This is a genomic window from Azospirillum sp. BE72, from assembly GCF_031455875.1.
Lineage (GTDB): Bacteria > Pseudomonadota > Alphaproteobacteria > Azospirillales > Azospirillaceae > Azospirillum.
Genome location: NZ_JAVDTO010000013.1, coordinates 109,953 through 134,253, shown reverse-complemented (window position 1 = coordinate 134,253; position 24,301 = coordinate 109,953). Strand labels below are relative to the sequence as shown.

Annotated in this window: 16 protein-coding genes; 6 read left to right on the top strand and 10 right to left on the bottom strand. The window is 69.8% G+C overall.

All coding sequences use genetic code 11. The annotated features are described in order from the left end of the window. Positions 1–6 precede the first annotated feature (6 nt). Positions 7–2,319 (bottom strand): type I secretion system permease/ATPase, encoded by a 2,313-nt coding sequence (locus J2Y49_RS24485; RefSeq protein ID WP_310117624.1) that lies wholly within the window; start codon positions 2,317–2,319, stop codon positions 7–9. 262 nt (positions 2,320–2,581) lie between these two features. Between J2Y49_RS24485 and J2Y49_RS24480 the strand changes: the two genes are divergently transcribed. Continuing rightward, entirely contained in the window at positions 2,582–3,499 is a 918-nt protein-coding gene (locus tag J2Y49_RS24480) for a hypothetical protein (RefSeq protein WP_310117623.1), read from the top strand. An 85-nt stretch (positions 3,500–3,584) separates the two neighbouring features. Here J2Y49_RS24480 and J2Y49_RS24475 read toward each other — a convergent pair whose 3' ends face one another. From J2Y49_RS24475 to pseB, 7 genes are all read right to left on the bottom strand, one after another. Next, positions 3,585–6,740 (bottom strand): DUF4347 domain-containing protein, encoded by a 3,156-nt coding sequence (locus J2Y49_RS24475; RefSeq protein ID WP_310117621.1) that lies wholly within the window; start codon positions 6,738–6,740, stop codon positions 3,585–3,587. A gap of 452 nt (positions 6,741–7,192) precedes the next feature. Further along, complete coding sequence (locus tag J2Y49_RS24470) at positions 7,193–7,792, bottom strand: YigZ family protein (protein WP_310117619.1); 600 nt, start codon at positions 7,790–7,792, stop codon at positions 7,193–7,195. Positions 7,793–7,813: 21 nt separating this feature from the next. Continuing rightward, entirely contained in the window at positions 7,814–10,249 is a 2,436-nt protein-coding gene (locus J2Y49_RS24465) for a calcium-binding protein (RefSeq protein WP_310117617.1), read from the bottom strand. Between the two features lie 55 nt (positions 10,250–10,304). Further along, positions 10,305–10,601 (bottom strand): hypothetical protein, encoded by a 297-nt coding sequence (locus J2Y49_RS24460; RefSeq protein WP_044553747.1) that lies wholly within the window; start codon positions 10,599–10,601, stop codon positions 10,305–10,307. A gap of 125 nt (positions 10,602–10,726) precedes the next feature. Beyond that, positions 10,727–12,223, bottom strand: a complete 1,497-nt coding sequence (locus tag J2Y49_RS24455; RefSeq protein WP_310117614.1) for a flippase — start codon at positions 12,221–12,223, stop codon at positions 10,727–10,729. Positions 12,224–12,476: 253 nt separating this feature from the next. Beyond that, entirely contained in the window at positions 12,477–13,742 is a 1,266-nt protein-coding gene (locus tag J2Y49_RS24450) for an aminotransferase class I/II-fold pyridoxal phosphate-dependent enzyme (RefSeq protein ID WP_310117612.1), read from the bottom strand. Continuing rightward, a complete protein-coding gene (gene pseB / locus J2Y49_RS24445; RefSeq protein WP_206692270.1) occupies positions 13,742–14,806 on the bottom strand; it encodes a UDP-N-acetylglucosamine 4,6-dehydratase (inverting) in 1,065 nt (354 codons plus the stop codon). Before pseB ends, J2Y49_RS24450 begins: the two co-directional genes overlap by 1 nt. A gap of 345 nt (positions 14,807–15,151) precedes the next feature. Between pseB and J2Y49_RS24440 the strand changes: the two genes are divergently transcribed. Then, positions 15,152–16,570, top strand: coding sequence for a tetratricopeptide repeat-containing glycosyltransferase family protein (locus tag J2Y49_RS24440; protein ID WP_310117610.1), 1,419 nt, complete (start codon positions 15,152–15,154; stop codon positions 16,568–16,570). Positions 16,571–16,580: 10 nt separating this feature from the next. Here the strand turns inward: J2Y49_RS24440 and J2Y49_RS24435 are convergent, their stop codons facing one another. Further along, complete coding sequence (locus J2Y49_RS24435; RefSeq protein WP_310117608.1) at positions 16,581–17,834, bottom strand: glycosyltransferase family 4 protein; 1,254 nt, start codon at positions 17,832–17,834, stop codon at positions 16,581–16,583. Positions 17,835–18,000: 166 nt separating this feature from the next. Between J2Y49_RS24435 and J2Y49_RS24430 the strand changes: the two genes are divergently transcribed. Both J2Y49_RS24430 and J2Y49_RS24425 read left to right on the top strand, forming a co-directional pair. Beyond that, a complete protein-coding gene (locus J2Y49_RS24430; RefSeq protein ID WP_310117606.1) occupies positions 18,001–18,672 on the top strand; it encodes an aspartyl/asparaginyl beta-hydroxylase domain-containing protein in 672 nt (223 codons plus the stop codon). Between the two features lie 137 nt (positions 18,673–18,809). Continuing rightward, positions 18,810–19,301 carry a hypothetical protein gene (locus tag J2Y49_RS24425; protein ID WP_310117604.1) on the top strand — a complete coding sequence of 164 codons (492 nt, stop codon included), beginning with the start codon at positions 18,810–18,812 and terminating at the stop codon, positions 19,299–19,301. Positions 19,302–19,499: 198 nt separating this feature from the next. Here the strand turns inward: J2Y49_RS24425 and J2Y49_RS24420 are convergent, their stop codons facing one another. Further along, the gene (locus tag J2Y49_RS24420) at positions 19,500–20,444 is read right to left on the bottom strand and encodes a replication protein RepA (protein WP_012978551.1); all 945 of its coding nucleotides are present in this window, start codon (positions 20,442–20,444) and stop codon (positions 19,500–19,502) included. Positions 20,445–21,137: 693 nt separating this feature from the next. Here J2Y49_RS24420 and J2Y49_RS24415 point away from each other — a divergent pair. Together J2Y49_RS24415 and J2Y49_RS24410 are read left to right on the top strand one after the other, a co-directional pair. Then, complete coding sequence (locus J2Y49_RS24415; protein ID WP_194910512.1) at positions 21,138–22,607, top strand: mannose-1-phosphate guanylyltransferase/mannose-6-phosphate isomerase; 1,470 nt, start codon at positions 21,138–21,140, stop codon at positions 22,605–22,607. Between the two features lie 458 nt (positions 22,608–23,065). Next, the gene (locus J2Y49_RS24410) at positions 23,066–24,190 is read left to right on the top strand and encodes a pre-peptidase C-terminal domain-containing protein (RefSeq protein WP_310117595.1); all 1,125 of its coding nucleotides are present in this window, start codon (positions 23,066–23,068) and stop codon (positions 24,188–24,190) included. Positions 24,191–24,301: the final 111 nt, after the last annotated feature.

The window sequence follows — 24,301 nt, the reverse complement described above, 5'->3', positions numbered from 1 at the left end:
CCCCCCTCAGCCCGCGGCCCGTTGTTCGATCAGCCCGTCCGTTGGCGGCGGGTTCCCCCCCGGCAGCTGTCCCATCTGCCCCCCCATTTGACCGTGGAACAGCGTGGCGTAGCGGCCGCCGCGGCGCAGAAGCTCGTCGGGCGCGCCGTCCTCGACGATGCGGCCGCGCTCCACCGTGACGATGCGGTCGGCGATGGCGACGGTGGACAGGCGGTGGGCGATGATCAGCACGGTGCGGCCGGCGCAGATGCGGCGCATGTTGGCCTGGATGATCCGCTCGGACTCATGGTCGAGCGCGCTGGTCGCCTCGTCGAAGATCAAGATGCGCGGGTTGGTGACCAGCGCTCGGGCGATGGCGATGCGCTGCCGCTGCCCGCCCGACAGGCTGGCGCCGCGCTCCCCCACCACGGTGTCGTAGCCGTCGGGCAGCTCGACGATGAAGTCGTGGGCGCCGGCCAGCTTCGCCGCGGCGACGACGCGGCCCATCTCCATGGTCGGGTCGGTCAGCGCGATGTTCTCGCGGATGGTGCCCGAGAACAGGACATTGTCCTGCAGCACCACGCCGATCTGCCGGCGCAGCCACACCGCGTCGGCGGTGGAGAGATCCGTGCCGTCCACCATCACCCGCCCGCGCTCCGGCACATGGAAGCGCTGCAGCAGCTTGGCCAGCGTGCTCTTGCCCGAGCCCGAGGTGCCGACGATGCCGACCACCTGTCCGGCGGGGATGTGCAGCGACACGTCGCTCAGCGTCTCCGGCCCGTCATGGCGGTAGCGGAAGGTGACGTGGTCGAAGGTCAGGTCGCCCTTGATCGCCGGCATGGCGGCGCGGCCGGGGCTCTGCAGCGGTTCGGGCGCGGTGTTCAGGATGTCGCCGATGCGGTGCATCGACAGCCGCACCTGCTGGAAGTCCTGCCACAGCTGGGCGATGCGCAGCACCGGCTGGACGACGCGGCCGGCGAACATGTTGAAGGCCACCAGCTCGCCCACCGTCAGGCTGCCCTCGATCACCAGCTTCGCCCCCAGCCACAGCACCAGCATGGTCGAGATCTTGGAGACGAACTGCACCGACTGGCTGGCGACGTTGTTCAGGTTGCCGGCGCGGAAGCCGGCGCGGACATAGCCGGACAGCTGGTCCTCCCAGCGGCGCTGCATGCGCGGCTCCACCGCCATGGCCTTGACCGTCTCGATGCTCGACACCGTCTCGACCAGGAAGCTGTGGTTCTCGGCGCCGCGGGCGAACTTCTCGTCCAGCCGGCGGCGCAGGATCGGCGTCGCCACCAGGCTGATCAGGACGTAGATGGGGAAGGAGGCCGCGACGATCGCCGTCAGCATCGGGCTGTACAGCAGCATCACGCCGAGGAAGACCACGGTGAACAGCAGGTCCAGCACCAGCGTGATGGTGGAGCTGGTCATGAAGTTGCGGATCGTCTCCAGCTCGCGCACGCGGGCGACGCTGTCGCCGACCCGGCGCGCCGCGAAATAGCCCATGGGGAGCGACAGCAGCCGCTGGTACAGCTTGGCCCCCAGCTCCACGTCCAGCCGGTTGGCGGTGTGGGCGAAGGTGTAGGTGCGCAGGCCGCCCAGAACCGCCTCGAACAGGATGACGGCCAGCATGCCGACCATCAGCACGTCCAGCGTGCCCAGGCTGCGGTGCACCACCACCTTGTCGACCACCACCTGGAAGAACAGCGGCGTCACCAGCGCGAACAGCTGGATGAAGAAGGAGGCGAGCAGCACCTCGCCCAGGATGCCGCGGTATTTCCAGGCGACCGCCCCGAACCAGCGGGCGTCGAAGCGCGGCTGGCCCATGCCCATCGTGCCCTTGCGCCCCAGGCAGATCAACCGGCCGCTCCACAGCGGCTCGAACCCTTCGCGGTCGAGGATGCGGGTCTGGTTGGTCGCGGCGTCATGCACCAGCACGCGGCCGTTGCCGGCCTTGGCCAGCACCAGGAAGCCGCCATCGGGGCCGGGGACCAGGGCGGGCAGCGGCGTGCGCTCCAGCCGCTCCCATTTGGTCTTCACCACGCGGGCCTTGGCGCCCAGCCGGTGGGCCTGGCGGACCAGCCCGGTCAGGTCGGGGGATTCGCCGCCGCAGGCATGGCGCACGCCGTCGTAATCGGCCGGGATGCCCAGCATGCGCAGCGCCGACACCAGCCCGGCGATGCCGGGATCGAGAGGCGGTCCGGGCCTTGGACCAGGATTGGGGCCAGGGTTGGAGCCGGGTTGGGAACCCTCGGCCTGAGGCTGCCCTTTGGAGGAGAGGGGGGAGGAGGGGTCCCGCGCCGGATCGGCCGGCGATCCGTCTCGCATCTGTTCCATGAAGGCTTCCCGGTTCCGAAACTCTAAGGGGTGGCGCCGAACGGCTGCGGCCAACCCAAGGTGTGCATCGCGCCGACGGGCGGCCACCCGAACGATGGGGTACCCCGCATCGTTGGTGGTCAAAGGGGTTGATGGCCGAAAAAGCACCCCCCTCCGGCCGGCGGCTTTTCCTGGACCGGACGGCGCGCTTGGGAGTAGGCATGCGGGGAACGCCGGGCCGACGGGACCGGTGCCGTTTCCCCTCTTCCGGACGCGCCCCGCCTTGTCGCCGATCTCCCAGCTGCTGCGCCTTCTGCTTCTGCTGCTGACGCCCATGTGGCTGTCGCTGGCGGTGGAAGGGCTCGGCCTGCACGGGTCGCTGATGTCCGGCCTGCGCCGCACCCCGCAGATCGACAGCGCCCTGGCGCCGCCGACCGGCTGGCGGGAGCGGAGCTATCTGGCCGCCAATCCCGACGTGGTCGCCGCCATCCGCAGCGGGCAGGCTTCCAGCGGCTACGCCCATTACGTCCAGCATGGCCGCGCCGAGGGGCGCACCGGCGGCTTCGTCGAGTTGGGCAAGGAACCGGCCAAGGCGGTCCCCCCTGCGAAGGCCGCCACCCGGCCGGCCGCCGCCCAGCCCGCGGTTTCACAGCCTGTCGCCTCCCCGGCTCCGGCAGTTCCCGCCGCTCCGGTCCCTGCGGTCAAGCCCGACCCCCGGGACGACGCAGCCCCCGCCCAGCCGGTCAGCTTCCAGCCCGCGGCGCGCTCCGGAACCCAACGCCCTGACGCTCAACGCCCCGAGGCCCAGCGTCGTGTGGAACGGATCCGCACCGCCAATGGCGGGGACGGGCTGCGCGTCGTGCTCGACCTCGACCAGGACCCGCGTTACGAGACCCCGGTGCGGCGCCCCGACGGCCGGCTGGAGGTGAGGCTGCCCGGCACGCTGTGGCAGGCTGCCCCGTCCGGCCGCCTGCCGGCGACGGCGCTCGGCTACCGGGCCGAGCGGGACGGCGGCGGCACCCGCCTGCTGTTCAGCGACGAGGATGGCGCGGGCGAGGACGATGCCAAGGGCGGGGCGGTGCGCCTGCTCGCCGTCTCCACCTTGGCCCCGGACAAGGACCGCGGCCACCGGCTGGTGATCGACGTGGCGCTGCCGTCCATGGCGAAGGCCGAGCGCGCCAGGACCGCCGGCGGCCGCTGACCGGCCGGACCGACGGAAAGCGGCGCCGGGGATTGCCCGGCGCCGCCATCCTTCCGCAAGACCCGATCCCGAACCTCCCCGCCGTTCAGGCGGGAAGCTCCGTCCGCTCCCGGCCGGACAGCCCGCCGTCGCCCACCGCCAGCATGCCCGACGCCGTGCCGGAGGATGCCGGGTCGTGGAAGCCGCTGCCGATCCCCAGCGCCTCCGACCCGGTCATCCCCGCCGCCAGCATGGTGACGGCGATGGGCGCCATCTCCATGGCTGCGGGGCTGGCGGCAGGCGACAGGGCCGCCGTCTCGGTCGAGGTGCTGCGCTTGATGTAGGCAAGCTCGATCGCGGCGTCGCTGGTGCCGAACTCCGCGGCGATCTCGGGATTGCTCGCCAGATAGGCGGCGGGGTCGAAGGCGGTCAGCGACCGGCCCTCGGCGTAGCCGATCTGGATGTAATGGATCTCGGCCGCCTGGACGTCGGGGCCGAAGGCCTGGATCAGGTCCGGGTTGCTGGCGATGTAGCGCAGCGCGTCGAAGCCCTGGGCCGGCCGCCCCTCCGACAGGCCGTTCTGGATGTAGTGCCGGGCGGCGGCATCGGGATCGGCACCGAAGGCGAGCGCCACGTCGCGGTTGGCCGCCAGATAATTATAGCCGTCGAAGGTGACGCTCCGCCCCTCGGCATAGCCGTTCTCGATGAAATGCCGGGTGCCTGCGTCGGCGTTGGTGCCGAAGGCGGCGATCAGGTCCCGGTGGGAGGCGATGTAGGACAGGCCGTTGAAGTTCGGCTGCCGCCCCTCGGCGCGGCCGAGCTCGATGTAGTGCCGGGCCGCGGCATCGGCGTCGGTACCGAAGGCGGCGATCAGTTCGGGGAAGGAGGCGGTGTAGGCCAGCGGGTCGAAGGTGACCGTCCGCCCTTCCGCCTGTCCGCTTTGCAGGTAATGCCGGGTGCCGGCCTCGGCATTGGCACCGAAGGCGGCGATCAGGTCCGGGTGGGAGGCGATGTAGGCGAGCGCGTTGAAGCCGGCCGGCAGCCCTCCGGCGGACGGCGCCTGGGGGGTGGAGGCGGGGTCGGCCGACGGGACCGGCGTGGGGACCGGAGTGGGGTCGGGGGTTGGAACCGGGGTAGGGGCCGGCGGGGGAGCCGGTGGGGAATCGGGAACGGGATCCGGTGACGTGACGGGCGGCGGGGGAGGGGGAGGGGGAGGGGGAGGCGAAACGGCCTGAACGATGGTGACGCTGCCGCTGCCGCCGGCCTGGAACTGGGTGGCGTCGAAGCTCCCCGTCAGGGTCACGGCCAGACCGCTGGCAAGGCGCAGCACGGTGGAGCCGGCGGCCGTCTCCACCTCCATGCCCGCAAGGTCGGCGCCCTCCATCACCAGACGATCGCCGATAGCGGCATCGGTGACGGTGACGGCACCGGTGGTCCCGGCGGCGATGCGGATGACGTCGCCGCCGCCATTGCCGGTGACGGTCGCCCCGGCCCCGACCGTCAGCTCGTCGGCCCCGGCGGTGCCGGTCAGGGCGACCTGCGCGAAGCCGGCGGCCGCCGACAGGTCCACGGTTGCCCCATCGCCGGACGCCGCCACCGCGAGCGCGTTGCCGTTGCCTGTCAGCGCCAGCCCGGCCAGCTGCGAAGCCGCGAGCGTCAGGGTTGCGCCGCTGCCGGTGACCTCGACGGCCTCGATGCCCGACAGGGCCACTGCCGACAGGTCGGCGCTGCCGGCGATGCGCAGGGTGTCGGACGCCGCACTGCCGGCGATGACCTCGAATCCGGCCGCTTGCGCGCCGGTCAGCGTCACATCGTGCGCCCGGCTACCGGTCAGCTCCAGCCGCTCCACACCGGCCAGCGTCATCCCCGTCAGGTCGATCGTGGGGGAGGCGACGGCGGTGTAGTATTCCAGGTCGTAGCCGTTGAAGCTGGTCAGGTTGTCGGACCGGACCTCCAGCGTGTCGGTGCCGGTGCCGCCGTCGAAGCCGACGGTGCCGGCGTCATACTGGCTGACGACGATGTAGCGGTCGTTGCCGGCCTCGCCGAAGATCGTGTCGGCCTGGGTCTGGGCATAGCTGCCGGCGGAGACGATGCCGGCCAGGATGGTGTCGTCGCCGTCGCCGCCATGGATGGTGTCGCGCTCCCAGTCGCCCTTCAGCAGGTCGTTGCCGGCATCGCCATGGATCAGGTCGGCACCGCCGCCGCCGGCCACCGTGTCGTCGCCGAGTTCCCCATGCAGTTCGTCATTGTCGGCGCGGCCGTAGATCAGGTCGGTGCCGCCGCCGCCGAAGACGCTGTCGTTGCCGTCGCCGGCCTCCAGCGTGTCGTTGCCGGCCCCGCCATGCTCGACGTCGTTGCCGCCATGGCCCCAGAACCACACCGCCGTGTCGCCCGCCGTCAGGCTGTCGGCATACTCCGAGCCGATCCAGCGCTGGATGTTCTCGAAGGTATCGCTGGCCGCCTCGCCGGTGTTGTTGGCGCCGTTGGTCAGGTCCAGCGTGAGGCCGGCGGTGGCGTCCTCGTAGGTGACGATGTTGAAGCCGCTGCCGCCGACATAATGGTCGGCGCCCAGCCCGCCATTCATGGTGTCGCCGGCCGCGACGCCCGTGTTGCCGCCGCCGACCAGCGTGTCGTTGCCGATCCCGCCGACCAGGCTGTCGTTGCCGGTGCCCCCGGTGATGCTGTCGTTGCCGGCCCCGCCGTCGATGATGTTGCCGGTGTCGTCGCCGACCAGCGTGTCGTCGCCGTCCGACGGGGTGCCGCTGTAGGCCAGCCGATGGACCCAGTCGCCGGTGCCGGAGAAGGGCAGGGCGGCGGCGACCGGCCCGGTGGTCACGTCGAGGTCCCAGGAGGCGCCCAGCGACGGATGGCCGACCGGATGGCTGGCGGCGGCGACCCGTGCGCCGGTCGCCCGGGCGAGCGCCGCGGCGAAGCGGCCGCCATCGGCCCCCACGTCGCAAGCATGGATCAGGATCTCCGTGTCCGGCGCCTGGGGCCAGGAATGCCTGTCCGCCTCTGCAGCAGACTCCCCAGCGTGCTCAAACGCCGCGACGTCGAGCGGACGGGCGCCCAGGCGGACCACGCCCGGCTCGCCATGGGCCAGCAGATGGATGGCCGCAGGCCGCCCGGCGAGCGCATCGGCCAGGGCCTTCCCGCCATCCCCATCGGCCGCCACCCGAACGACGCGAATGTCCGGCCGGCAACGGTCGAGCAGCCGGTCCAGATCCGCGAGGCCGGCGTCCGCAATCAGTACGTCGCGCACAGATGGTCCTCCTTGACGGCGGCAGGGCGGCATGACCGGGACGGGGGCATTTCCCGCCGGCTGCCGGCACGCAACCGCACTCCGGTGATGATTTGTTGGGCCAATCGGCCGTATTCACCCAAATGTGAGGAGGAAACCGCCGTCCACAATTCGATAAGTCGGGGTATCACCGGCTAGAACGGGCGATCCTTCCAAGTAAAACGGAAGGAGGAAGGCCGGATTTCATCGGATGATTTCGGCACCATCCCCCGTTCAACGGGGAGTGCTCAAAATTGTCGCCCTACACGAAACAGCCCCTTTTGACTCACGAGAAAGGGGTGGATTTCCTATCGGTGGGGAGATCGGGAAACCCCCGCGACAAGGTTCCAAATCATCAACCCATCATTATAATTCATGATTTTATGGCATGAAAAACACATAAGCTCCCTTATGGAAAGCAGCCACGCTTCCGCTTATCCGCGATCTCCGACAGGCCCGATCACAGCCTGCCCGCGGGAAAGGTCGGTGACCATGCGGGTGAAATCCTCCACACGGTCGCGGGGCAGCGTGACGCGAAGCTGGACGCCGTCGGCGGTGAAGTCCGTGGTCTCGACCTGGGTGCCGGGAAAGGAGCCGAGGCTGGAGCGGACCCGCGCCTCCTCGGCGAAGGCGCAGGCGATGGACAGGGTGGCATAGTCGACGATCGGCTCGCGCTCCGCCGCCTTCAGGCAGCTGGCCGCCGTGCCGCCATAGGCGCGCACCAGCCCGCCCGCGCCCAGCAGGATGCCGCCGAACCAGCGGCTGACCACCACCGCCACGCGGTCCAGTCCCTGCCCTTCGATCGCCTGCAGGATCGGCCGCCCGGCCGTCCCGCCGGGCTCGCCGTCGTCGCTGAAGCGGTAGATGTCGCCGATCCGGAAGGCCCAGCAATTGTGGCCGGCATCCGGGCTGCTGCCGGCGGCGATGACGCGGCGCGCCTCCTCCTCGCTGCCGGCCGGGGCGGCGTGGGCCAGGAAGCGGCTCTTCTTGATCTCCTGCTCGAACCGTTCGGTCCTGACGAGGGTGAACATCATGGGGGGTGGCCGCCCGCGCGCCTACAGCACGAAGTCGAAGGCGGAGAAGGTATAGTTGGCGATGTTGACCTGGATGCGGAAGTCGGCCGCCCCATCGCCGTTCACCTCGCCCTCGATCAGCGTGACCGCGCCGGAGGCCTGATAGCGCAGCTGGCCGGCCGCGGTGAAGCCGGCGGCGCCGACGAAGGTGAAGGCGTCGTTCTCTGTGGTGCCGGTGACGGCGTCGATTTCCGAAACGTCGATGCGGTCGCCCTCGGCCCCGACGGTGGCGTAGCTCGCCAGCCCCTGCAGGGCCTGCTGCGCCACGACGGCACCGTTGAAGGTGATGATGGCGTCGGGGGCGGCCAGGGTGGATTCGTTCAGGTTGCGGATGGAGAAGACATCCGCCCCCGCTCCGCCGTCCATCAGGTCGGCGCCATGGCCGCCGACCAGCGTGTCGTTGCCGGCGCCGCCCAGCAGGACGTCCTCATAGACGGTGGTGGTGTCGGCGGCGTTGACCGAGATCTCGTGGCTGCGGTCGGAATAGACATCGCCGAACAGCACGTCGCCGCCGCCGCCGCCGCGCAGCACGTCGCCGCCCAGCCCGCCATAGAGCGTGTCGTTGCCGACGCCGCCGTCCAGCCAGTCGTTGCCCGCCCCGGCGTCGAGCCAGTCGTTGCCGTCCTCGCCCAGCAGGGTGTCGTTGCCGACCACGTCGATGACATCGCCGCGCAGCAGATCGTCCCCAGCCCCGCCGAACATCAGGTCGTTGCCCGCCCCGCCCTCCAGCTGGTCCAGCCCGTCGCCGCCCAGCAGGGCATCGTTGCCGGCATTGCCGAACAGCGTGTCGTTGCCGAGGAGCCCGGCGATGGTGTCGTTGCCAGCCCCGCCGCCGATGGCGTCCCCCATGATCCCGCCCACCAGATAATCGGCGCCGGTGGAGGCGGAGGTCGAGACGGTCAGGCCCGTCAGCGACGGCTGGGAGAAGCCGACCAGAGATCCCACCGGATAGACCCCGTCGGTGGCCTGCAGCATCTCGATGCCGGTCAGCGTGTCGGTGCCGTCGGGACCGCCGACCACGAGATTGCCGTTGGCGTCGATGGCCAGAGAGTAGGAGGCGAGCGCGCCGGTCAGCACGAAGCTGTCGATCCCGGCCAGCCCGTCCACCGCGTCGGTGATCGGGTTGCCCAGCGCGTCATAGGCGGCGCTGCCGCTCAGCGTGTCGTTGCCGGCCGTCCCGGTCACGACGACCGGCACTCCCTGCGGCGTCCCAAGAGATGTCCCCTGCGGCTCCAGGAGTGCGGCGGCGGCCGGCATGGCCAATCTCATGGAAGCGGCCCTCATGGACGCCACCGGGGACCGGCTGGGGGGCACCCGCAACGGCCGCCCCTCGCCGAGGCCGAAGGCGAGGTAATGGAGCTTGGCCGCAGCGGCGTTGCCGCCGGTGGCCGCCGCCACGTCCGCGTTGGCCGCCAGATAGGCCGCCGCGTCGAAGGTCACGCTGCGCCCCTCGCCCCGGCCGTGGCGGGCATAGTGGACCACCGCCGCCGCCGGATCGATGCCGATGGCGGCCAGCACGTCGGGGTGGGAGGCGAGATAGCCGTAGGGATCGAAACCGGCGGTCCGCCCTTCGCGGGCGCCATAGGCCAGGTAATGCCGAACGGCGGCCCCGGCATCGACGCCGACCGCCGCCAGCACGTCGGGATTGGCGCCCAGATAGCCCAGCGGGTCGAAGCCGCCCAGGCTGCGCCCCTCGTTCCGGCCGTTCCAGGAATAATGGGCGGCGGCGGCCACCACATTGTCGCCGAAGACGGCGGCGAGGTCGCGGTTGGCCGCAAGGTAGCTCCGCGCGTCGAAAGCGAGCGCCGCCAGGGCGGCGGTGCGGCCATCGATGGTGATCAGCTCGACGTCGGTCAGCGTATCGGCGTTCCGACTCGACACCACGGCATGGCGCCGGCCGCTGCCGTCGAGCGCCACCACCACCGGCGTCTCCGCACGGTAGGCGCCGCCCTGCAGGGCATAGCGGCGCGGATCGGCGGTGTAGACGGCACGGTCGATGCCGCCGCCGCCGTCGAAGCTGCGTCCGCCGGGCACGCCGAGATACACGCTGTCGTTGGCGTCGGCCCCGGCGAAGCCGTCGATCTGCTGGAAGATGCGGGCGCCGAGCCGGTCGAGCGTTCCGCCCGTCAGCGCGACGTCCAGCCCCTCGATCCGGTAGCGCAGGACGCCGGCCGCATCGCGGTCGCTCAGGCCGGTGAAACGGACGCCCGCCCCCGACCCGCTGCCGGCGGCGACATAGTCGAGCGCGATGGCGTGCGCCCGGCCGGCGACCGTGCGGGCGACGGTCTGGCTGCCGGCGCCGGCGGCGAGGGTGGAGGCTTCCGGCACGGTGGTGAAGGCGTCGGCGACGAACCCGTTCGCCAGCCGGGCCTCATCCAGATCGAGGGCGAAGCCCTGCCCCGCCACCAGCCGCGCCATGCACGCCCCCTAAAAACCCCCGCAGCAAGACGGCACTGTCCGCCGGACGGCCCTGTCAGATGACCTGGAGATAGGCCGGGTCGAGCGCGCCGTGGCGGAACGGGATCCAGTCCTTGTGGTCGGCGCGGTACTGCAGGCCGTAGGGGTTCTTGAAGAAGATCTTCTGCAGCGGCTGGCCGCCTTCGGCGCGGGTGCGCTCCAGGTCGATCAGCGGCGAGGAGGCGAACACCTTTTCCCACAGCTCGGTGTTGTCCACCTCGCGGCCGGCGTTCTTCACATAGTCGCGCGCGGTGTCGCTGAGCTGCCAAGCCTCTTCGACCATCGCGTAATAGTCCACAGTACCCTCGGCCATGGCCTTCGAACTCCAACCAGCGTTGCACAGAGTTTCCGCTCACATAGCGCATTTCCGGCGGCAAAGGAACCACCCGCGCACCGTGGCGGTCGAGCGCGGCCGCAAGCCCGCGACCGGCCGTTATATTACGTCCGGTCCGCCGCGGTTCCGTCGATCAGCCGGGCGGCGCGGGACTTGCGCAGCGGGGCGGACAGCTTCTCCCAGGACCGCGTGCGCAGCAGCCGGCCGGCGACGCCCAGGCCGACGGCCAGCAGGCCGGTCAGGCTGATCGCCGCCCCCACCGGCCCGCCGACCAGCAGCCCGGCCGTTCCCGCCACCCCGGCCAGCAGCGCGCGCAGGCCGATGGTCAGCGCCACCGCCCCCGTGCCCGGCGCCACGCGCGGCAGCAGGACCAGCAGAAGCCCGCAATCGACCGCCGTGCGCAGGCTCCAGGCCGCGGCGGCGCCGACGGCGCCGTAGCGCTCGGCCAGCAGCCACAGCACGCCGAGATAGACCGGCAGCTCGGCCAGCTGCAGCCGGGCGGTCACGTCGACGCGGCCGACGCTCTGGATCAGGGTGTTGGGCACATAGGCGGTGGCGTTGAAGAAGACGCCCAGCATCAGGATCGACAGCACCGACGCGCTGTTGGCGGCGAAGGCCGGGCCCAGCCACAGCTCAAGCGCCGTCTCGCCGCCGACGATGGTGGCGGCCTGCATCGCCAGGAACACCGCCAGCGTCAGGTGGCCGCCGGCGTCCAGGATGCGGCCCAGCGCCGGCGGGTCGCGCCGGAACAGGCTGGAGGCCAGCGGGAACAGCGCCAGCGACAGGGCGCCGGGGATCACCATCAGCCGCGACAGCAGCTCGAACGGGGTGGTGTAGAAGGCGACCATCGCCGCCGGCACCAGGCTGAGCAGGATGAAGCGGTCGGCATAGAGCATCGCCGGGCCGACCAGATTGTTCAGCATCATCCAGGCGCTCATGGTGAACAGCCCGCGCAGGCTCTGGCGGCCCCAGCGGATGGGGCGCAGCAGGTCCGGCATCTGGCGCACCGCCAGCACGCCATAGCCGACCAGCCCGATGAAGCGCCCCACCGCGATGGCGGCGATCACCGGCACCAGGCTCTGGCTGAAAGGCAGCACGCAGAGCGGGCTCAGGTAGTTCAGCACCCCCACCGTCATCCGCACCAGACTGATCGGGCGGAAACGCTGGTGCGCCTCCAGCACGCCGCGCAGGCCGGCGGAGACCAGCGCGATCGGCACGATGGCCGCCGCGATCAGCAGGCTCAGCCGGATCTCGTCCGGCGAGGTGCCGGTATCCAGCTGGAACCGGTCGGCCAGCAGCCCGGCGCCCAGCGCCACCGCCCCGCCGGTCAAGAGGCCGATGGCCCCCATCAGGGCGATGGCCGGCCCGGCGATGCCCGCCGTGCCGCCGACGCCCTGGTCGGCTCCGGATTTGTTTTCCGGATCTCCTGCATGGCCCGCATGGCCGATCCGGTCGGCGACGACCTGCACCAGCGACCGTCCCAGCCCGAGGTCGAGCACCCCCAGATAGCCGAGCAGCGCCCAGATCAGGGTCAGCGCGCCGAAACGCTCCATCCCGACGGCGGAGATGAGCAACGGAATCGACACGAGGGCCGCCAACATGGGGAGGCCTTCGCCAAGCAGATTCCAGAGCGTGTTGCGAAGCAAATTCGGAGGTCCGTACGCGAAGCACTGTGGAGCGGCGCTCGGGATGACCCGACCCCGGCCATGCGGCTCTTCAGCCGTTGGACCTAGGCCTATGCCGTCCTGACGACGCCATTGTTATCCGTCCATCCTGTCCAAAACGCTAACGGAATCGCTTGGGCGAAACGGTCCGGACCCTGATCTTCCGTCAGGATGGCCGGCTGGACATCCGTCAGGACAGGACCCGTTCCAGCGCCGCGGCGACCCTGTCGACGTCGCCGTCGGCCATGGCCGGGAACAGCGGCAGCGACAGCGTATGGGCATAATGGGTCATGGCGCCGGGCAGGGCGAGGTCGCCGTAACGGCGGCGCCAGTAGGGTTGGCGATGGACCGGGATATAGTGCACCTGGGTGCCGATGCCCAGGCCGCGCAGGGCCGTCATCACGGCCGAACGGGTCCGCCCCCCAGCATCCAAAGCATCATCCGAAGCAGCATCGAAGTCGATGCGCGCCGCGCACAGGTGCCAGGCCGGCCGGCACCAGGGCACCGGGACCGGCGGCCGCACCAGCGGGGCCAGCGGCGCCAGCCGCTCCGCATAGAGCGCCATCAGCCGCGCCCGCCGCTCCACGAAGCGGTCGAGCCGGCCGAGCTGGCTCAGCACCAATGCCGCATGGATGTCGGAGAGGCGGTGGTTGAAGCCGGGCTCCGCCATCTCGTAGTACCAGGGGTTGGGCTTTCCCTCCGCATCCAGCGCGGCGTCGGGATCGGCGAAGCCCTCCCCCGGTTCGGGCACGCGCATCATGCCGTGGTTGCACAGGCGCCGCACCCGCGCCATCAGCGCCGGATCGCCGCCGGTGACCGCCCCGCCCTCCCCGGCCGCGATGGTCTTGACCGGATGGAAGGAGAAGACGGTCAGCGACCCCGCCTCCACCTCCGCGCGTCCGGCGCCGACCGGCGTCTCGCCATCCGGGGACAGATCCACCGTGCCGATGGCGTGGCAGGCATCCTCGACCAGCGCCAGCCCCTCCGCCTGCGCGAGTGCCGCCAGCCCGGCCGTCCCGGTCATCGGGGCGGTCTGGCCGGCATAATGGACGGGGGCGAGGGCGCGGACGCGCCAGCCCGCCTTGCGGCCGCGGGCGATGGCGGCCTCGGCCTCGGCCACGCCCATCAGGCCGCTGTCGGGATCGACGTCGGCGAAGGCGACCTCGGCCCCGGCGTGGCGGGCGGCCGACGCCGTGGCGAGAAAGGTGTTCGACGGCACCACCACCGCGTCGCCCGGCCCGATGCCGAGCGCGGCATAGGCCAGCCGCAGCGCCGCGGTGCCGTTGGCGCAGGCAACCGCATCGGCCGCCCCCACCCGCGCGGCCAAGGCCCGCTCGAAGGCCGTGACCGCCGGCCCCTGGGTCAGCCAGTCGCCGCGCAGGACCGCCGCCACCGCGGCGATGTCCTCCTCCTCCACCGACTGGCGGCCGTAGGGGAGGAACGGCATCTCCGCCATCAGGGCGCTTCCGCCAGCAGGTCGCGCAGCCGCTCGCCGTCCAGCCAGTCGTCGTTGCCGTCGCTGGCATAGCGGAAACCGTCTGCCACCGGACGGGCGTTCAGCCGCTCGTACGGCGCATGCTGCCAGAAGGCGAAGGCCGGCTCGATCACGTAGCGGTCGGCCAACTCGTAGGTCTGGCGGGAATCATCCTCGGTGATCATCACCTCGTGCAGCTTCTCGCCCGGCCGGATGCCGACGATCTTCTGCGGCAGGTCCGGCGCCATGGCGCGGGCGAGGTCGGCGATGCGCATGCTGGGGATCTTCGGCACGAAGATCTCGCCGCCCTGCATCATGGCGAAGCAGGACAGCACGAAATCGACGCCGTGCTGCAGCGTGATCCAGAAGCGGGTCATCCGCTTGTCGGTGACCGGCAGATGGTCGGCGCCGTCGGCGATCATCTTGCGGAACAGCGGGACGACGCTGCCGCGCGAGCCCACCACGTTGCCGTAGCGCACCACCGCGAAGCGGGTGTCGAGCGCGCCCGACAGGTTGTTGGCGGCGATGAAGATCTTGTCCGATGCCAGCTTGCTGGCGCCATAGAGGTTGATCGGGTTGGCCGCCTTGTCGGTCGACAGCGCGACGACGCGCCGCACCCCCATCGACAGCGCCGCCCGCACCACGTTCTCCGCCCCGTAGACGTTGGTATGGATGCATTCCATCGGGTTGTATTCGGCGGCCGGCACATGCTTCAGCGCCGCGGCATGGACGCAGAAATCGACGCCGCGCATCGCCAGCTCCAGCCGCTCGCGGTCGCGCACGTCGCCGATGAAATAGCGCAGCGTCGGCGCCCACTCCGCCGGCATGCGCTGCTGCATCTCGTACTGCTTGAACTCGTCGCGGGAGAAGATGATGACCCGGCGCGGCTCGGCGTGGCGCATCACCGTCTCGACGAAGCGGCGCCCGAAGGAGCCGGTCCCCCCGGTGATCAGGACCGACCGGCCGTCCAGCATGCGCAGCCCCGCCTCCAGCCCGGTCCCGGACAGGGCGGACTCCTCCGATCCATCCGCCGGAGTCCCTGGCATGGCCCCGCCCGCTTTGCTGGAGTGTGTCGTCACCGCCGGTTCCGTCCATTGAAGCCGCATCGTTCGAAACCGCCGGGCCGGACCCCGCCGGCCGGATGCTCCGGGGCGGGCGCCGCATCGGGATCGAAATGAACCCCGACCGTAACCGGTGCTTTCTGACAATCGGGTTAATTCAGGATGCCCCCCGGCGCAAGGCCCGTCGGGAAGGGAGGGGGCCGGGCGGCACCGTCGGCCGGCACCTCCCATGCGCGACACAGTTTGGTGGATGTCGCGCCTTGCGGGTGGCGAACGGCCTTCTCTATAGTTTCCCGCCGCCCTTCCCTTCTTCACTCCGCTGGCCGGTTCATGACGAACACCCCCCTGTCGCCCCTGCCGTCGGTCCCCCCCATGGCGGGCTTCCCGCCCTTCCCCGGCGCTTTCCTGGGCGCCCCCTTCGCCGCCCCGCTCCAGCCGGCCCCCCAGCCGCCGCCCCGGCCGATCGAGTTCCGGCTGGCCGAGGATCCGGCCGACACCGAAGGCTGGGTCATCCGCGGCAAGGTGCTGAACCGGCCGGGCCTGCGCGGCATGGCCGCGGACAGCAGCCGGCGCGCCCTCCTCCTCGATCCCGGCCAGGGCGCCGCCTGGGCCGAGCGGGCGCTCGCCCTGTCCCATTGCGGCCGGCATGCCGAGGCGCTGCACGCCGTCCGGCGCGCCCTGGCGCTCGCCCCGGCCGATCCAGACGCCCTTTTCCGGCTGACCGTGGCCCTGCAGCGCCGCGGCGACTTCCCCGCCTGCCGGGAGGCGCTGGAGCGGCTGATCCGCCTGCAGCCGGAGCTTCCCAGCCACCGCTGGGGCCGCGCCCAGATCCGCCTGCACGAGGGGGAGTATGAGGAGGGCTTCGCCGACTACGAATGCCGCTACTGGCTGGACGAGTACCAGCTGCAGGCCTACCGCCCCCATCCGGGGCCGCGCTGGACCGGCGAGCCGCTGGACGGCAGGATCGTCATGATCACCACCGAGCAGGGCTTCGGCGACACCATCATGATGGCGCGCTACCTGCCGCTGCTGAAGGGACTGGGCGCCCGCCGGGTGGTGGTCGAACGCGCCGACGAGCTGTGCCGCCTGTTCGCCGGGATGGAAGGGGTCGACGCCTTTGTGCCGCGCGACGTGGCGCCGACGCCGATCTACCATGTCCACAGCTCGATCATGAGCCTGCCGCACCGCTTCGGCACCACCGCCGCCACGGTGCCGCCGCCGGCCCGCCTGACCGTCCCGGAGGAGGCGCGCGCCAAGGCCGCCCGGCTGCTGGGGCCTCGCGACGGCCGGCTCAGGGTCGGCATCGTCTGGTCCGGCAACCAGGGCTTCAGCGACAACCACATCCGCGCCGCCGGGCTGGAGCGCTTCCTGCCGCTGCTGTCGGTTCCCGGCACCGTCTTCCACAGCCTGCAGAAGGGGCCGCCGGAGGCCGAGCTGCAGGCCCTGCCCGATGCCCCCATCACGGCGCTGGGGCCGGAGATGCAGGACTTCGCCGACACCGCGGCGGTCCTGGAGGCGTTGGATCTGGTCATCATGACCGACAGCTCGGTCGCCCACCTCGCCGGCTCGCTGGGGGTTCCGGTGTGGAACCTGGTGCAGCATGTCCCCTACTGGGTCTACGGCCGCACCGGCCCCACCACCCCCTGGTACCCGTCGATGCGCCTCTACCGCCAGGGCCCGGACGAGGACTGGACGCCGGTGTTCGAGGCGGTGCGGAGCGACCTGGAGAGGATGGCGGCGGGCCGGTGACCTCCCCTTCCTAAAGAGCCGGCATCCGCCCGGCCTGCACGTCCTGCAGCAGGCGGATCTGCGCCGGCAGGCAGACGGTGGCGAGGTCGAAGCGCTCCACCGCCGTCCGCCTTGCGGCGGCCGACAGGGCGGCGCGCAGCTCCGGGTCGTCCAGCACCGTTTCCACCCGGTCGGCGAGCCCCATGTGATCGTAGAAATCCGTCAGCAGCCCGTTCACCCCGTCCTCGATCACCTCGGCGACCGGCGGCGTGTCGGACCCGACGATCACGGCGCCGCAGGCCATCGCCTCCAGCATCGACCAGGACAGGACGAAGGGGAAGGTCAGGTAGATGTGGGCGCGCGAGACGCGCAGGACCGACAGGTACTGCTCATAGGGCAGCTTGCCCAGAACATGCAGCCGTGCCGCCTCATGCCTGGGCGCGCCGGCGGCGTCCAGCATCGTCTCCCGCCACATTGTCTCGCGCCAGGTGCCGCCGCCCTCGGGCGGGGCGCCGTAGCTGACCTCGTCGCCGCCGACCATCAGGATATGCAGCTTGGGCCGGCGCCGCAGCAGCTCCGCCGCCGCCCGCATGAAGGTGGGAAAGCCGCGGTAGGGCTCCAGGTTGCGGGCGACATAGGTCACCACCTCGTCGTCGCGCGACAGGGTGCGGCCGTCGGGCAGGGTGACGGTGGCGGCCGGATCCGGCCGGCAGACCGCGGTGTCGACCCCGTCATGGATCACCGAAATGCGCGGGCGGAAGGCATCGGGATGCTGGTGCCGCTGCCACTCCGTCGGGCTGACGCCCCAATCCATCGCGTCCAGCCCGGTCAGCAGGGTGGCGTTCTTGGTGCGGATGCGGCAGCGCGTCTCCAGCGTCACCGGCCGCTCCGGATCGAAGCCGACGTCGGAGCCCTCGGCCCGGTAGAAGAACTCGCAATAGAGCAGCAGCCGCGCGTCCGGAAACAGGTCCTTCAGGAACAAGGCCTCGCCCCAGCCGGGATGGGCGCAGATCACGTCGGGGGTGAAGCCTTCCTTCTGCAGGGCCAGACCGGCGCGCACCGCGCCCTGCCCGTGCAGCACCTGCCCCTCGAACATGCGGATATAGGGATGGGTGGCCTCGCCCGGTTCGCGCGTCGGCCGGTAGAGCGCCAATTGCGCCCCGGCCGGCAGCTCGCGCCGGACCTTGCCGATGAAGGCGACCTGATGGGCCGGATCCGCCGCGAAATGGCGGACGAGATGCTTGTACTGGCCGGGGGTGTTCTGGTGGACGAACAGGATCCGCATGGAAGGACGATGTCCGGAAGACGGAGAACGGGGGCGACAGCCTGCAACCATCCATCGCCGCTGTCGATGCATAAGACCATCCGCTCGATCGGGACGCCCCGACTGGCACATCTCCCGGAAAAAGTTTAAGAACTGAACGGAACCACAACCGAACGGCTCGCCCGCCATGCAGTCCCGCCCCCTCCATCCCTGGCAGCAGGTCACCGCCGGCAGCGGCCTGATGCTGCACGCCCCGCTGACCGTCCGCACCGACCCGGCGCCGCTCCAGCGCGAGTTCGCGGCCCTCGACGCGGCGACGGGGGACGAGGGGCGCATGTTCATGGCCGGCGACGGCAGCTGGTCGTCGATCACCCTGATCGAGGAGGGGCTCGGCTCCGACAACCTGCGCGCCACCGGCCGGCCGACCCCGGCACTGGACATGATGCCGAGCGCCCGCGCCCTGCTGGAGGGGCTGGGTTGCCGCATCCTGTCCTGCTACGTCCACCGGCAGGAGCCCGGCGGCCTGCTCCGCTGGCATTACGACGGCGCCGGCCTGCACCAGCCCGAAGCGCGGCTGATCGTGCCGATCATCGCCCCGCCCGCCGCCGTCACCTGGATCGGCGACAGCCCGGCCGCCTATCCGGCCGGGACTCCGTGGGCCGGCGACTTCACCTTCCCCCACCAGGTGGAGAACGCTCCCGACGAGCAGCGGATCGTCCTGCTGGTGGACGTGGTCAGCGACGACCGCGCCCGCTCCCTCGCCCCGCCGGAGCTGTACGGCCGGCTGCCGCTCCGCTCGGCATTGGCGGAGCAGGCGATCAACAGTCTCATAGCGAACCGGGAGCCGGTGCCGGCCTGAAAAACTGGGGTCCTCCCGAGGCCCCCCGTAAGCATCCGTTCCGCCCCGGCCGCCTTGCGCCTATAAGCTGTCCGCCCGCCGGACGATGCCGGCCCCACCGCCGACACCGAGCCCACCGCTGATACCGAAGAGGTGCGATGATGCGGATCCGCCCGGCGCTGCTGCTCGCCGCAAGCCTGTTCCTTCACATCCCGGAGGCCGCCGCCATGTCGCCCCTGCCCTTCTTCCAGCGTGTCGAGCGCGTCGGCCTGCTCTGCGCGGTGGACGCCGACGGCGGGCCTGTTCCGGATTTGGGCGACGAGGCGCTGTGCGGCCGCGCCGCCGCGGTGCTGTCGGGGCTGTTGGCTTTCGGCCCGGCGGTTGCGGCGCTCTCCCCCAACGACGCCCGCATCGCCGATCCCGGCACCCTGCTGCTGCTGGTCCACGCCACCCTGCGGCCGGAAGGCGGAAACCGGCTTCTCGCGCTCGCGGCGACCCTTCAGCGCAGCGGATCCGCCGCCGGCGCGCCTTTCTTCATGACGCCGCCCCAGGCCCTGGCATTGTCCGGCAACCTGGACGAAAGCCTTTTGGATTCAACGCTCCGCCGCCTGCTCGACCCGCTGGCGAAGGCGTTGCGCGCCAACCCCTGAGGGGGCGGAGTTTGGAGTCTTGTCGCAGGGGGTGGGACGCCCCCGCTCCAGTCTCGAACGTTTGCAAGATGTCATTCCCGCGAAAGCAGGAATCCAGTTATTTCAAGGGCTTATACAGGAAAGCTGGATCCCCGCCTTCGCGGGGATGACGGTCGCACGGATCGGGTGCTGAAAGCGTCTTATGACAGCCCCGCAGTTTCACCGGCAGAGCTGGGCGAACTTGCGCTCCGGGATCGGCGGCGGCGAGGGGTGCAGCATCAGCCCCTGCTCCTCCACATCCACCCGCGCGTCGGGATAGACGGCGAGCGCCAGCTGCAAGGCCTCGATGAAGCGTTTGCGGAAATCGCGCAGGCGGCTGTAGCCGGCGCCGAACTGTTCGAACACCGCAGGCCAGGTGATCGGGGTGGAGCGGTTCAGGCTGTGGAGCCGGTAGGCCAGCCAGATATAGATGTCGATGCTGGTGCTGTTGTTCTGGATGTGGCGCAGCGCCGGTTCCCAGATCGGCACCGGGTGGGCCTTCAGCTCGCGGAAGAAGGCCTCCGACAGCAGGACGCGGTCCTCCCACAGCGATCCCTGGCCCGGCTCCGCCCCGGCATTGGCCGAGAAATGGATGCCGCCCTTGACGATCGAGCCCTTCTCGAAGCCGATGCTGTGGGCGTCCTCCCAGGCGAAGGTCAGGTTGCAGGCGGCGATGCGCGAGGCCTGTTCGCGGATGTCGCGATAGGTCTGGCCGCCCACCGACAGGCCCATGCGGTCCAGCCATTCGTGCATGCTGCGGCCCAGCTCGACCTCGCGGCTGTCGGTCTGGATCGCGCGGGTCTGCAGATACAGCAGGATCATCCGCGCGCGGCTGCCGTAGGGAACGCCGTAAAGCTTAAAACCGCCGTTGCGGATCGGCAGTCGTCCAGGCTCGATCAGCAAGCGGATCTTATGTCCGCGACGCTCCCACGGCTGGTCGTCGGGAAGACGACGATGCGGAAGCGCGGTCAGCGCAAAACCCGAATAGGTGATGCCAAGCTCCTGCCGCTCCTCTTCGAGGACGGCAGCGGCGACGTCGACTAGCGAACGCTGATCCGGATCGGTTTGGAGCGCCTTCGCCTGGTCGCGTCCAAGCTGGGTGATCAGGGTATGTATCTGTCCCATAGCGAGCTGACCTTGGCACGACTTTGCGAGGAACCCTATATCACGGCCGGTTAGTGCCAGCAATTTGGAGTCTTGTCGCTCAAACTATTTGTACGGTTATTTGATTCAGTTAATAGTTTGCGCGACAAGACTCCAGTAGAGAATCGCGAGTCGCGCGACAAAACTCCAGAACTCCCGCGACAAGACTCCAGCGGATAGTCCGCATTGCCTGTGGATTTTTCGGCCGACGCGACAAGACTCCAGGCGGGACATTTCGATTCGACCCCGAATCGCTTCCGATTCGCTCGTTTCCGAGTCGCGAAGGCGAATCGGCCGTGACCCGCTCTTGTTTCACGGCTCCGCATCGGTCCGGTCCGGGGGCCGGTTTGGAGTTCTGTCGCGCCCCTGTCCCCTTGGGTTCTCCCCGATCGCCCGTCCGATCGCGGTCTGCGGGGACCGCCGGGCAGGGGGGCGCGACAAGACTCCAACCTCGGACCTGGCCGTTGGCCTGGTTTCCGGATGGCGGAGCCGTCCCGTTTGGAGTCTTGTCTCGCCTCCTCCCGGAAGGGGCGCCCCGGTCGGATGGGTCTCGGAGGGGTGCTTGTGGAGCGCGGAAAGCGCGGTCTATAACGAACCGCCATGGCGCCGGCCCTCGGTTCCGACCTCGGGTGTCCCGGCGCCCGAACACATGCTCACACAACAGATGGCGGCAGGATGAACGGCAATTCCGCGCAGAAGATCGTCCCGGTGCTGCTGTCCGGCGGTACGGGGTCCCGTTTGTGGCCCTTGTCGCGCGAACTGTATCCCAAGCAGTTCCTGCCGCTCTGCTCCGACCGGACGATGCTGCAGGACACCGCCTTGCGGGTCAGCGCGCAACCCGGTTCCACGCAGCCCGGCGCGGCCGTGGAGGCCGTCTTCTCGGCCCCCCTGGTGATCTGCAACCAGGAACACCGCTTCCTCGCCGCCGAGCAGCTGCGCCAGTCGCGCTGCACCCCGCGCGGCATCATCCTGGAGCCGGCCGGCCGCAACACCGCCGCCGCCTGCGCGCTCGCGGCGCTCGCGGTGACGGCCGACGATCCGGATGCGCTTCTGCTGATCCTGCCGGCCGACCACGAGATCCGCGACGCCGACGCCTTCCGCCGGGCCGTCGCCATCGCCGCCCGCGCGGCCCAGGCCGGGCGCCTCGTCACCTTCGGCATCACCCCGACCCGGCCGGAGACCGGCTACGGCTATATCCGCCGCGGCCATTCGATGGACGAGGCCGACGGCGCCTACAACGTCGCCGCCTTCGTCGAGAAGCCGTCGCTGGAGGTGGCCGAGCGCTATCTCGCCGAGGGCACCTATGCCTGGAACAGCGGCATGTTCCTGTTCCCGGCCGCCCGCCTGCTGGCAGAGCTGGAGCGCCACGCCCCGGCGGTGCTGGCCGCCTGCCGCGAGGCGCTGGAGCAGGGGTCCAAGGACCTCGACTTCTTCCGCCTGGATGCCGCCGCCTTCGCCAAGGCGCCCAGCATCTCCATCGACTATGCGGTGATGGAGCGCACCGACCGCGCCGCCGTCGTCCCCTGCGAGATCGGCTGGACCGATGTCGGAGCCTGGTCGGCGCTGTGGGACGTCGGGAGCAAGGACGGGGAAGGCAATGTCGTCGTCGGCGACGTGCTGCTGGAGGGCGCCCGCGACTGCTACGTCCGCAGCGACAACCACCTGACCGCCGTGGTCGGGGTGGAGAACGCCGTGGTGGTGGTGGTGGACGACGCCGTTCTGGTCGCCGACCGCTCCCAGGCCCAGGACGTCAAGCGCATCGTCGACCGGCTGAAGGCGGAGGGGCGCAGCGAGTCCGTCAGTCACCGCCGGGTCCACCGCCCCTGGGGCTCCTACCAGTCGCTGCACACCGGCGACCGCTTCCAGGTGAAGAGCCTGACCATCGCCCCCGGCTCGCGCCTGTCCTTGCAGAAGCACCATCACCGTGCCGAGCATTGGGTGGTGGTCAACGGCACCGCGCTGGTCACCCGCGGCGAGGAGCAGGTGATGGTCTACGAAAACCAGTCGATCTACATCCCGATCGGCACGGTCCACCGGCTGGAGAACCCCGGCAAGGTGCCGCTGACCATCATCGAGGTGCAGTCCGGCTCCTACCTGGGCGAGGACGACATCGTCCGGCTTGAGGACGTCTACGGCCGCAACTGAGCGGTCGCTCCGGATTTCCGGCATCCTGCCCGGCTTTTTCGGCTTGCAGCCCTTGATGGTTCTCCATCAGGGGCTGTTTCTTTTTGAGTGCAAATGATTCGGGAAGTCTTTCGAAACCCGCCCTCTCAATTTGCATTCAATGAGCAAATCCACACTGTGGCTCTTGTGAAGCCGGCAAAAAACATACACAAGCAACCGGAATCGGAAAAATAATGAAGATACAAGCGTATGCGTTGATGAAAATTCGTCTGGTAAAATATAGACATAGTATTAAAGGAATGCATAAGCGCGCCATAATGCAGCATTGATCCGCGGTAATTACCTAAAAATAAAATTCTGAACGCCGTTTGCCTGATGGGCTCGCGGCATAGATTTTATTGGGGGGTAGAAGAATGCCTATCGCCGGATTTGATGCTGCAAGCTATTTGGCTGCGAACCCCGATCTCATTCGGGCCGGTGTGAGCCTGAGCAGTGCCGAGAGCCATTATCTCGCTGCGGGCCGCACCGAAAGCCGTTCCACGACCTTCGACTCGTCGAGCTATCTGGCTGCCAACGCCGACCTGCTCCAGGTGGGGTTGAACACGAGCACGGCGGTCCAGCACTACATCTCCGTCGGCTATCGCGAGACCCGGACCACGAGCTTCGACGCGTCGGGGTACATGGCCGCGAACACCGACCTCGGCTTCTCCTCGGCTTCGCTGGCGGTTCAGCACTTCATCTCCTTCGGCTATCGGGAGAACCGCACCACCAGCTACGATTTCTCCAGCGTCGACATCGCGTCCTACTTTGCGGCCAACGCCGATCTGCAGTCGGCCATCGGCGGCAGCAGCAGCAACGACCGTTACCGCGCGGCCCTGGAGCACTACCGGAACTTCGGAATTTTCGAAGGGCGCCGCATCGTTCCGATGCAGCCCGTGAACAGCGGCCCCACGATCCCGACGCTTTCGACCACCGGCACTCCGCACACCGACACGCTCAGCATCGCCGGTGAAACCGACACCTATGCCGTGACCCTGCAGCGGGGTATCCTCTATACGCTGCGCCAGAACGGCTCCAGCTCCAGCAACGGCACGCTGAACGACCCTTATCTGCGCCTGTTCGACAGCAACCGGAGCCTGCTGGCCCAGGATGACGACGGCGGCACCGGACGCGATGCGCTGATCCAGTTCCGTCCGACCCAGACCGGGACCTACTACCTGTCCGCCGGCAGCTTCGCCAGCGGCGGCGCGGGTACCTATCAGGTCAGCGTCAGCCAGCCCAGCCTGACCGAGGTCTTCCCGCCGGTGTCCGACGTCCTGTCGTTCCCGTACGAGCGCGACAGCGTCAACGTCGCCCTGACCCGCGGCGTCCGCTACCAGATCGACTTGGAGGGGGCGGACACCGGCCGCGGCACCCTGACCAACCCCTACCTGCGCGTCTTCGACGGCAGTGGTTCGCTGCTCCGCTACGACGACGATTCGGGTGTCGGCCTCAATTCGCAGCTGACCTTCACCCCGACCACGACCGGCAACCACACCCTCCAGGTGGCGGGCGTCGGCTCCCGCTATGGCAGCTACACGCTGTCGGTGACGCAGCTCGGCTGATCGCCGTCCCACCGGCAGGGTTCCCCTCCCCCTTTGGAGAGGGGGCTTAACCCTGTTGTGACTTCTAAGCGCCGGGACTGTCCTGCGGGCGCTCCGACTTGGTGGTTTTCC

What these genes read in the sequence shown, in the direction of transcription:
- J2Y49_RS24440 (WP_310117610.1), top strand. Translation starts at nt 15,152, where the DNA reads ATGACGAACACCCCCCTGTCGCCCCTGCCGTCGGTCCCCCCCATGGCG.
- J2Y49_RS24430 (WP_310117606.1), top strand. Translation starts at nt 18,001, where the DNA reads ATGCAGTCCCGCCCCCTCCATCCCTGGCAGCAGGTCACCGCCGGCAGC.
- J2Y49_RS24435 (WP_310117608.1), bottom strand. Translation starts at nt 17,834, where the DNA reads ATGCGGATCCTGTTCGTCCACCAGAACACCCCCGGCCAGTACAAGCAT.
- J2Y49_RS24420 (WP_012978551.1), bottom strand. Translation starts at nt 20,444, where the DNA reads ATGGGACAGATACATACCCTGATCACCCAGCTTGGACGCGACCAGGCG.
- J2Y49_RS24415 (WP_194910512.1), top strand. Translation starts at nt 21,138, where the DNA reads ATGAACGGCAATTCCGCGCAGAAGATCGTCCCGGTGCTGCTGTCCGGC.
- J2Y49_RS24460 (WP_044553747.1), bottom strand. Translation starts at nt 10,601, where the DNA reads ATGGCCGAGGGTACTGTGGACTATTACGCGATGGTCGAAGAGGCTTGG.
- pseB (WP_206692270.1), bottom strand. Translation starts at nt 14,806, where the DNA reads ATGCCAGGGACTCCGGCGGATGGATCGGAGGAGTCCGCCCTGTCCGGG.
- J2Y49_RS24465 (WP_310117617.1), bottom strand. Translation starts at nt 10,249, where the DNA reads ATGGCGCGGCTGGTGGCGGGGCAGGGCTTCGCCCTCGATCTGGATGAG.
- J2Y49_RS24455 (WP_310117614.1), bottom strand. Translation starts at nt 12,223, where the DNA reads ATGTTGGCGGCCCTCGTGTCGATTCCGTTGCTCATCTCCGCCGTCGGG.
- J2Y49_RS24470 (WP_310117619.1), bottom strand. Translation starts at nt 7,792, where the DNA reads ATGATGTTCACCCTCGTCAGGACCGAACGGTTCGAGCAGGAGATCAAG.
- J2Y49_RS24450 (WP_310117612.1), bottom strand. Translation starts at nt 13,742, where the DNA reads ATGGCGGAGATGCCGTTCCTCCCCTACGGCCGCCAGTCGGTGGAGGAG.
- J2Y49_RS24425 (WP_310117604.1), top strand. Translation starts at nt 18,810, where the DNA reads ATGATGCGGATCCGCCCGGCGCTGCTGCTCGCCGCAAGCCTGTTCCTT.
- J2Y49_RS24485 (WP_310117624.1), bottom strand. Translation starts at nt 2,319, where the DNA reads ATGGAACAGATGCGAGACGGATCGCCGGCCGATCCGGCGCGGGACCCC.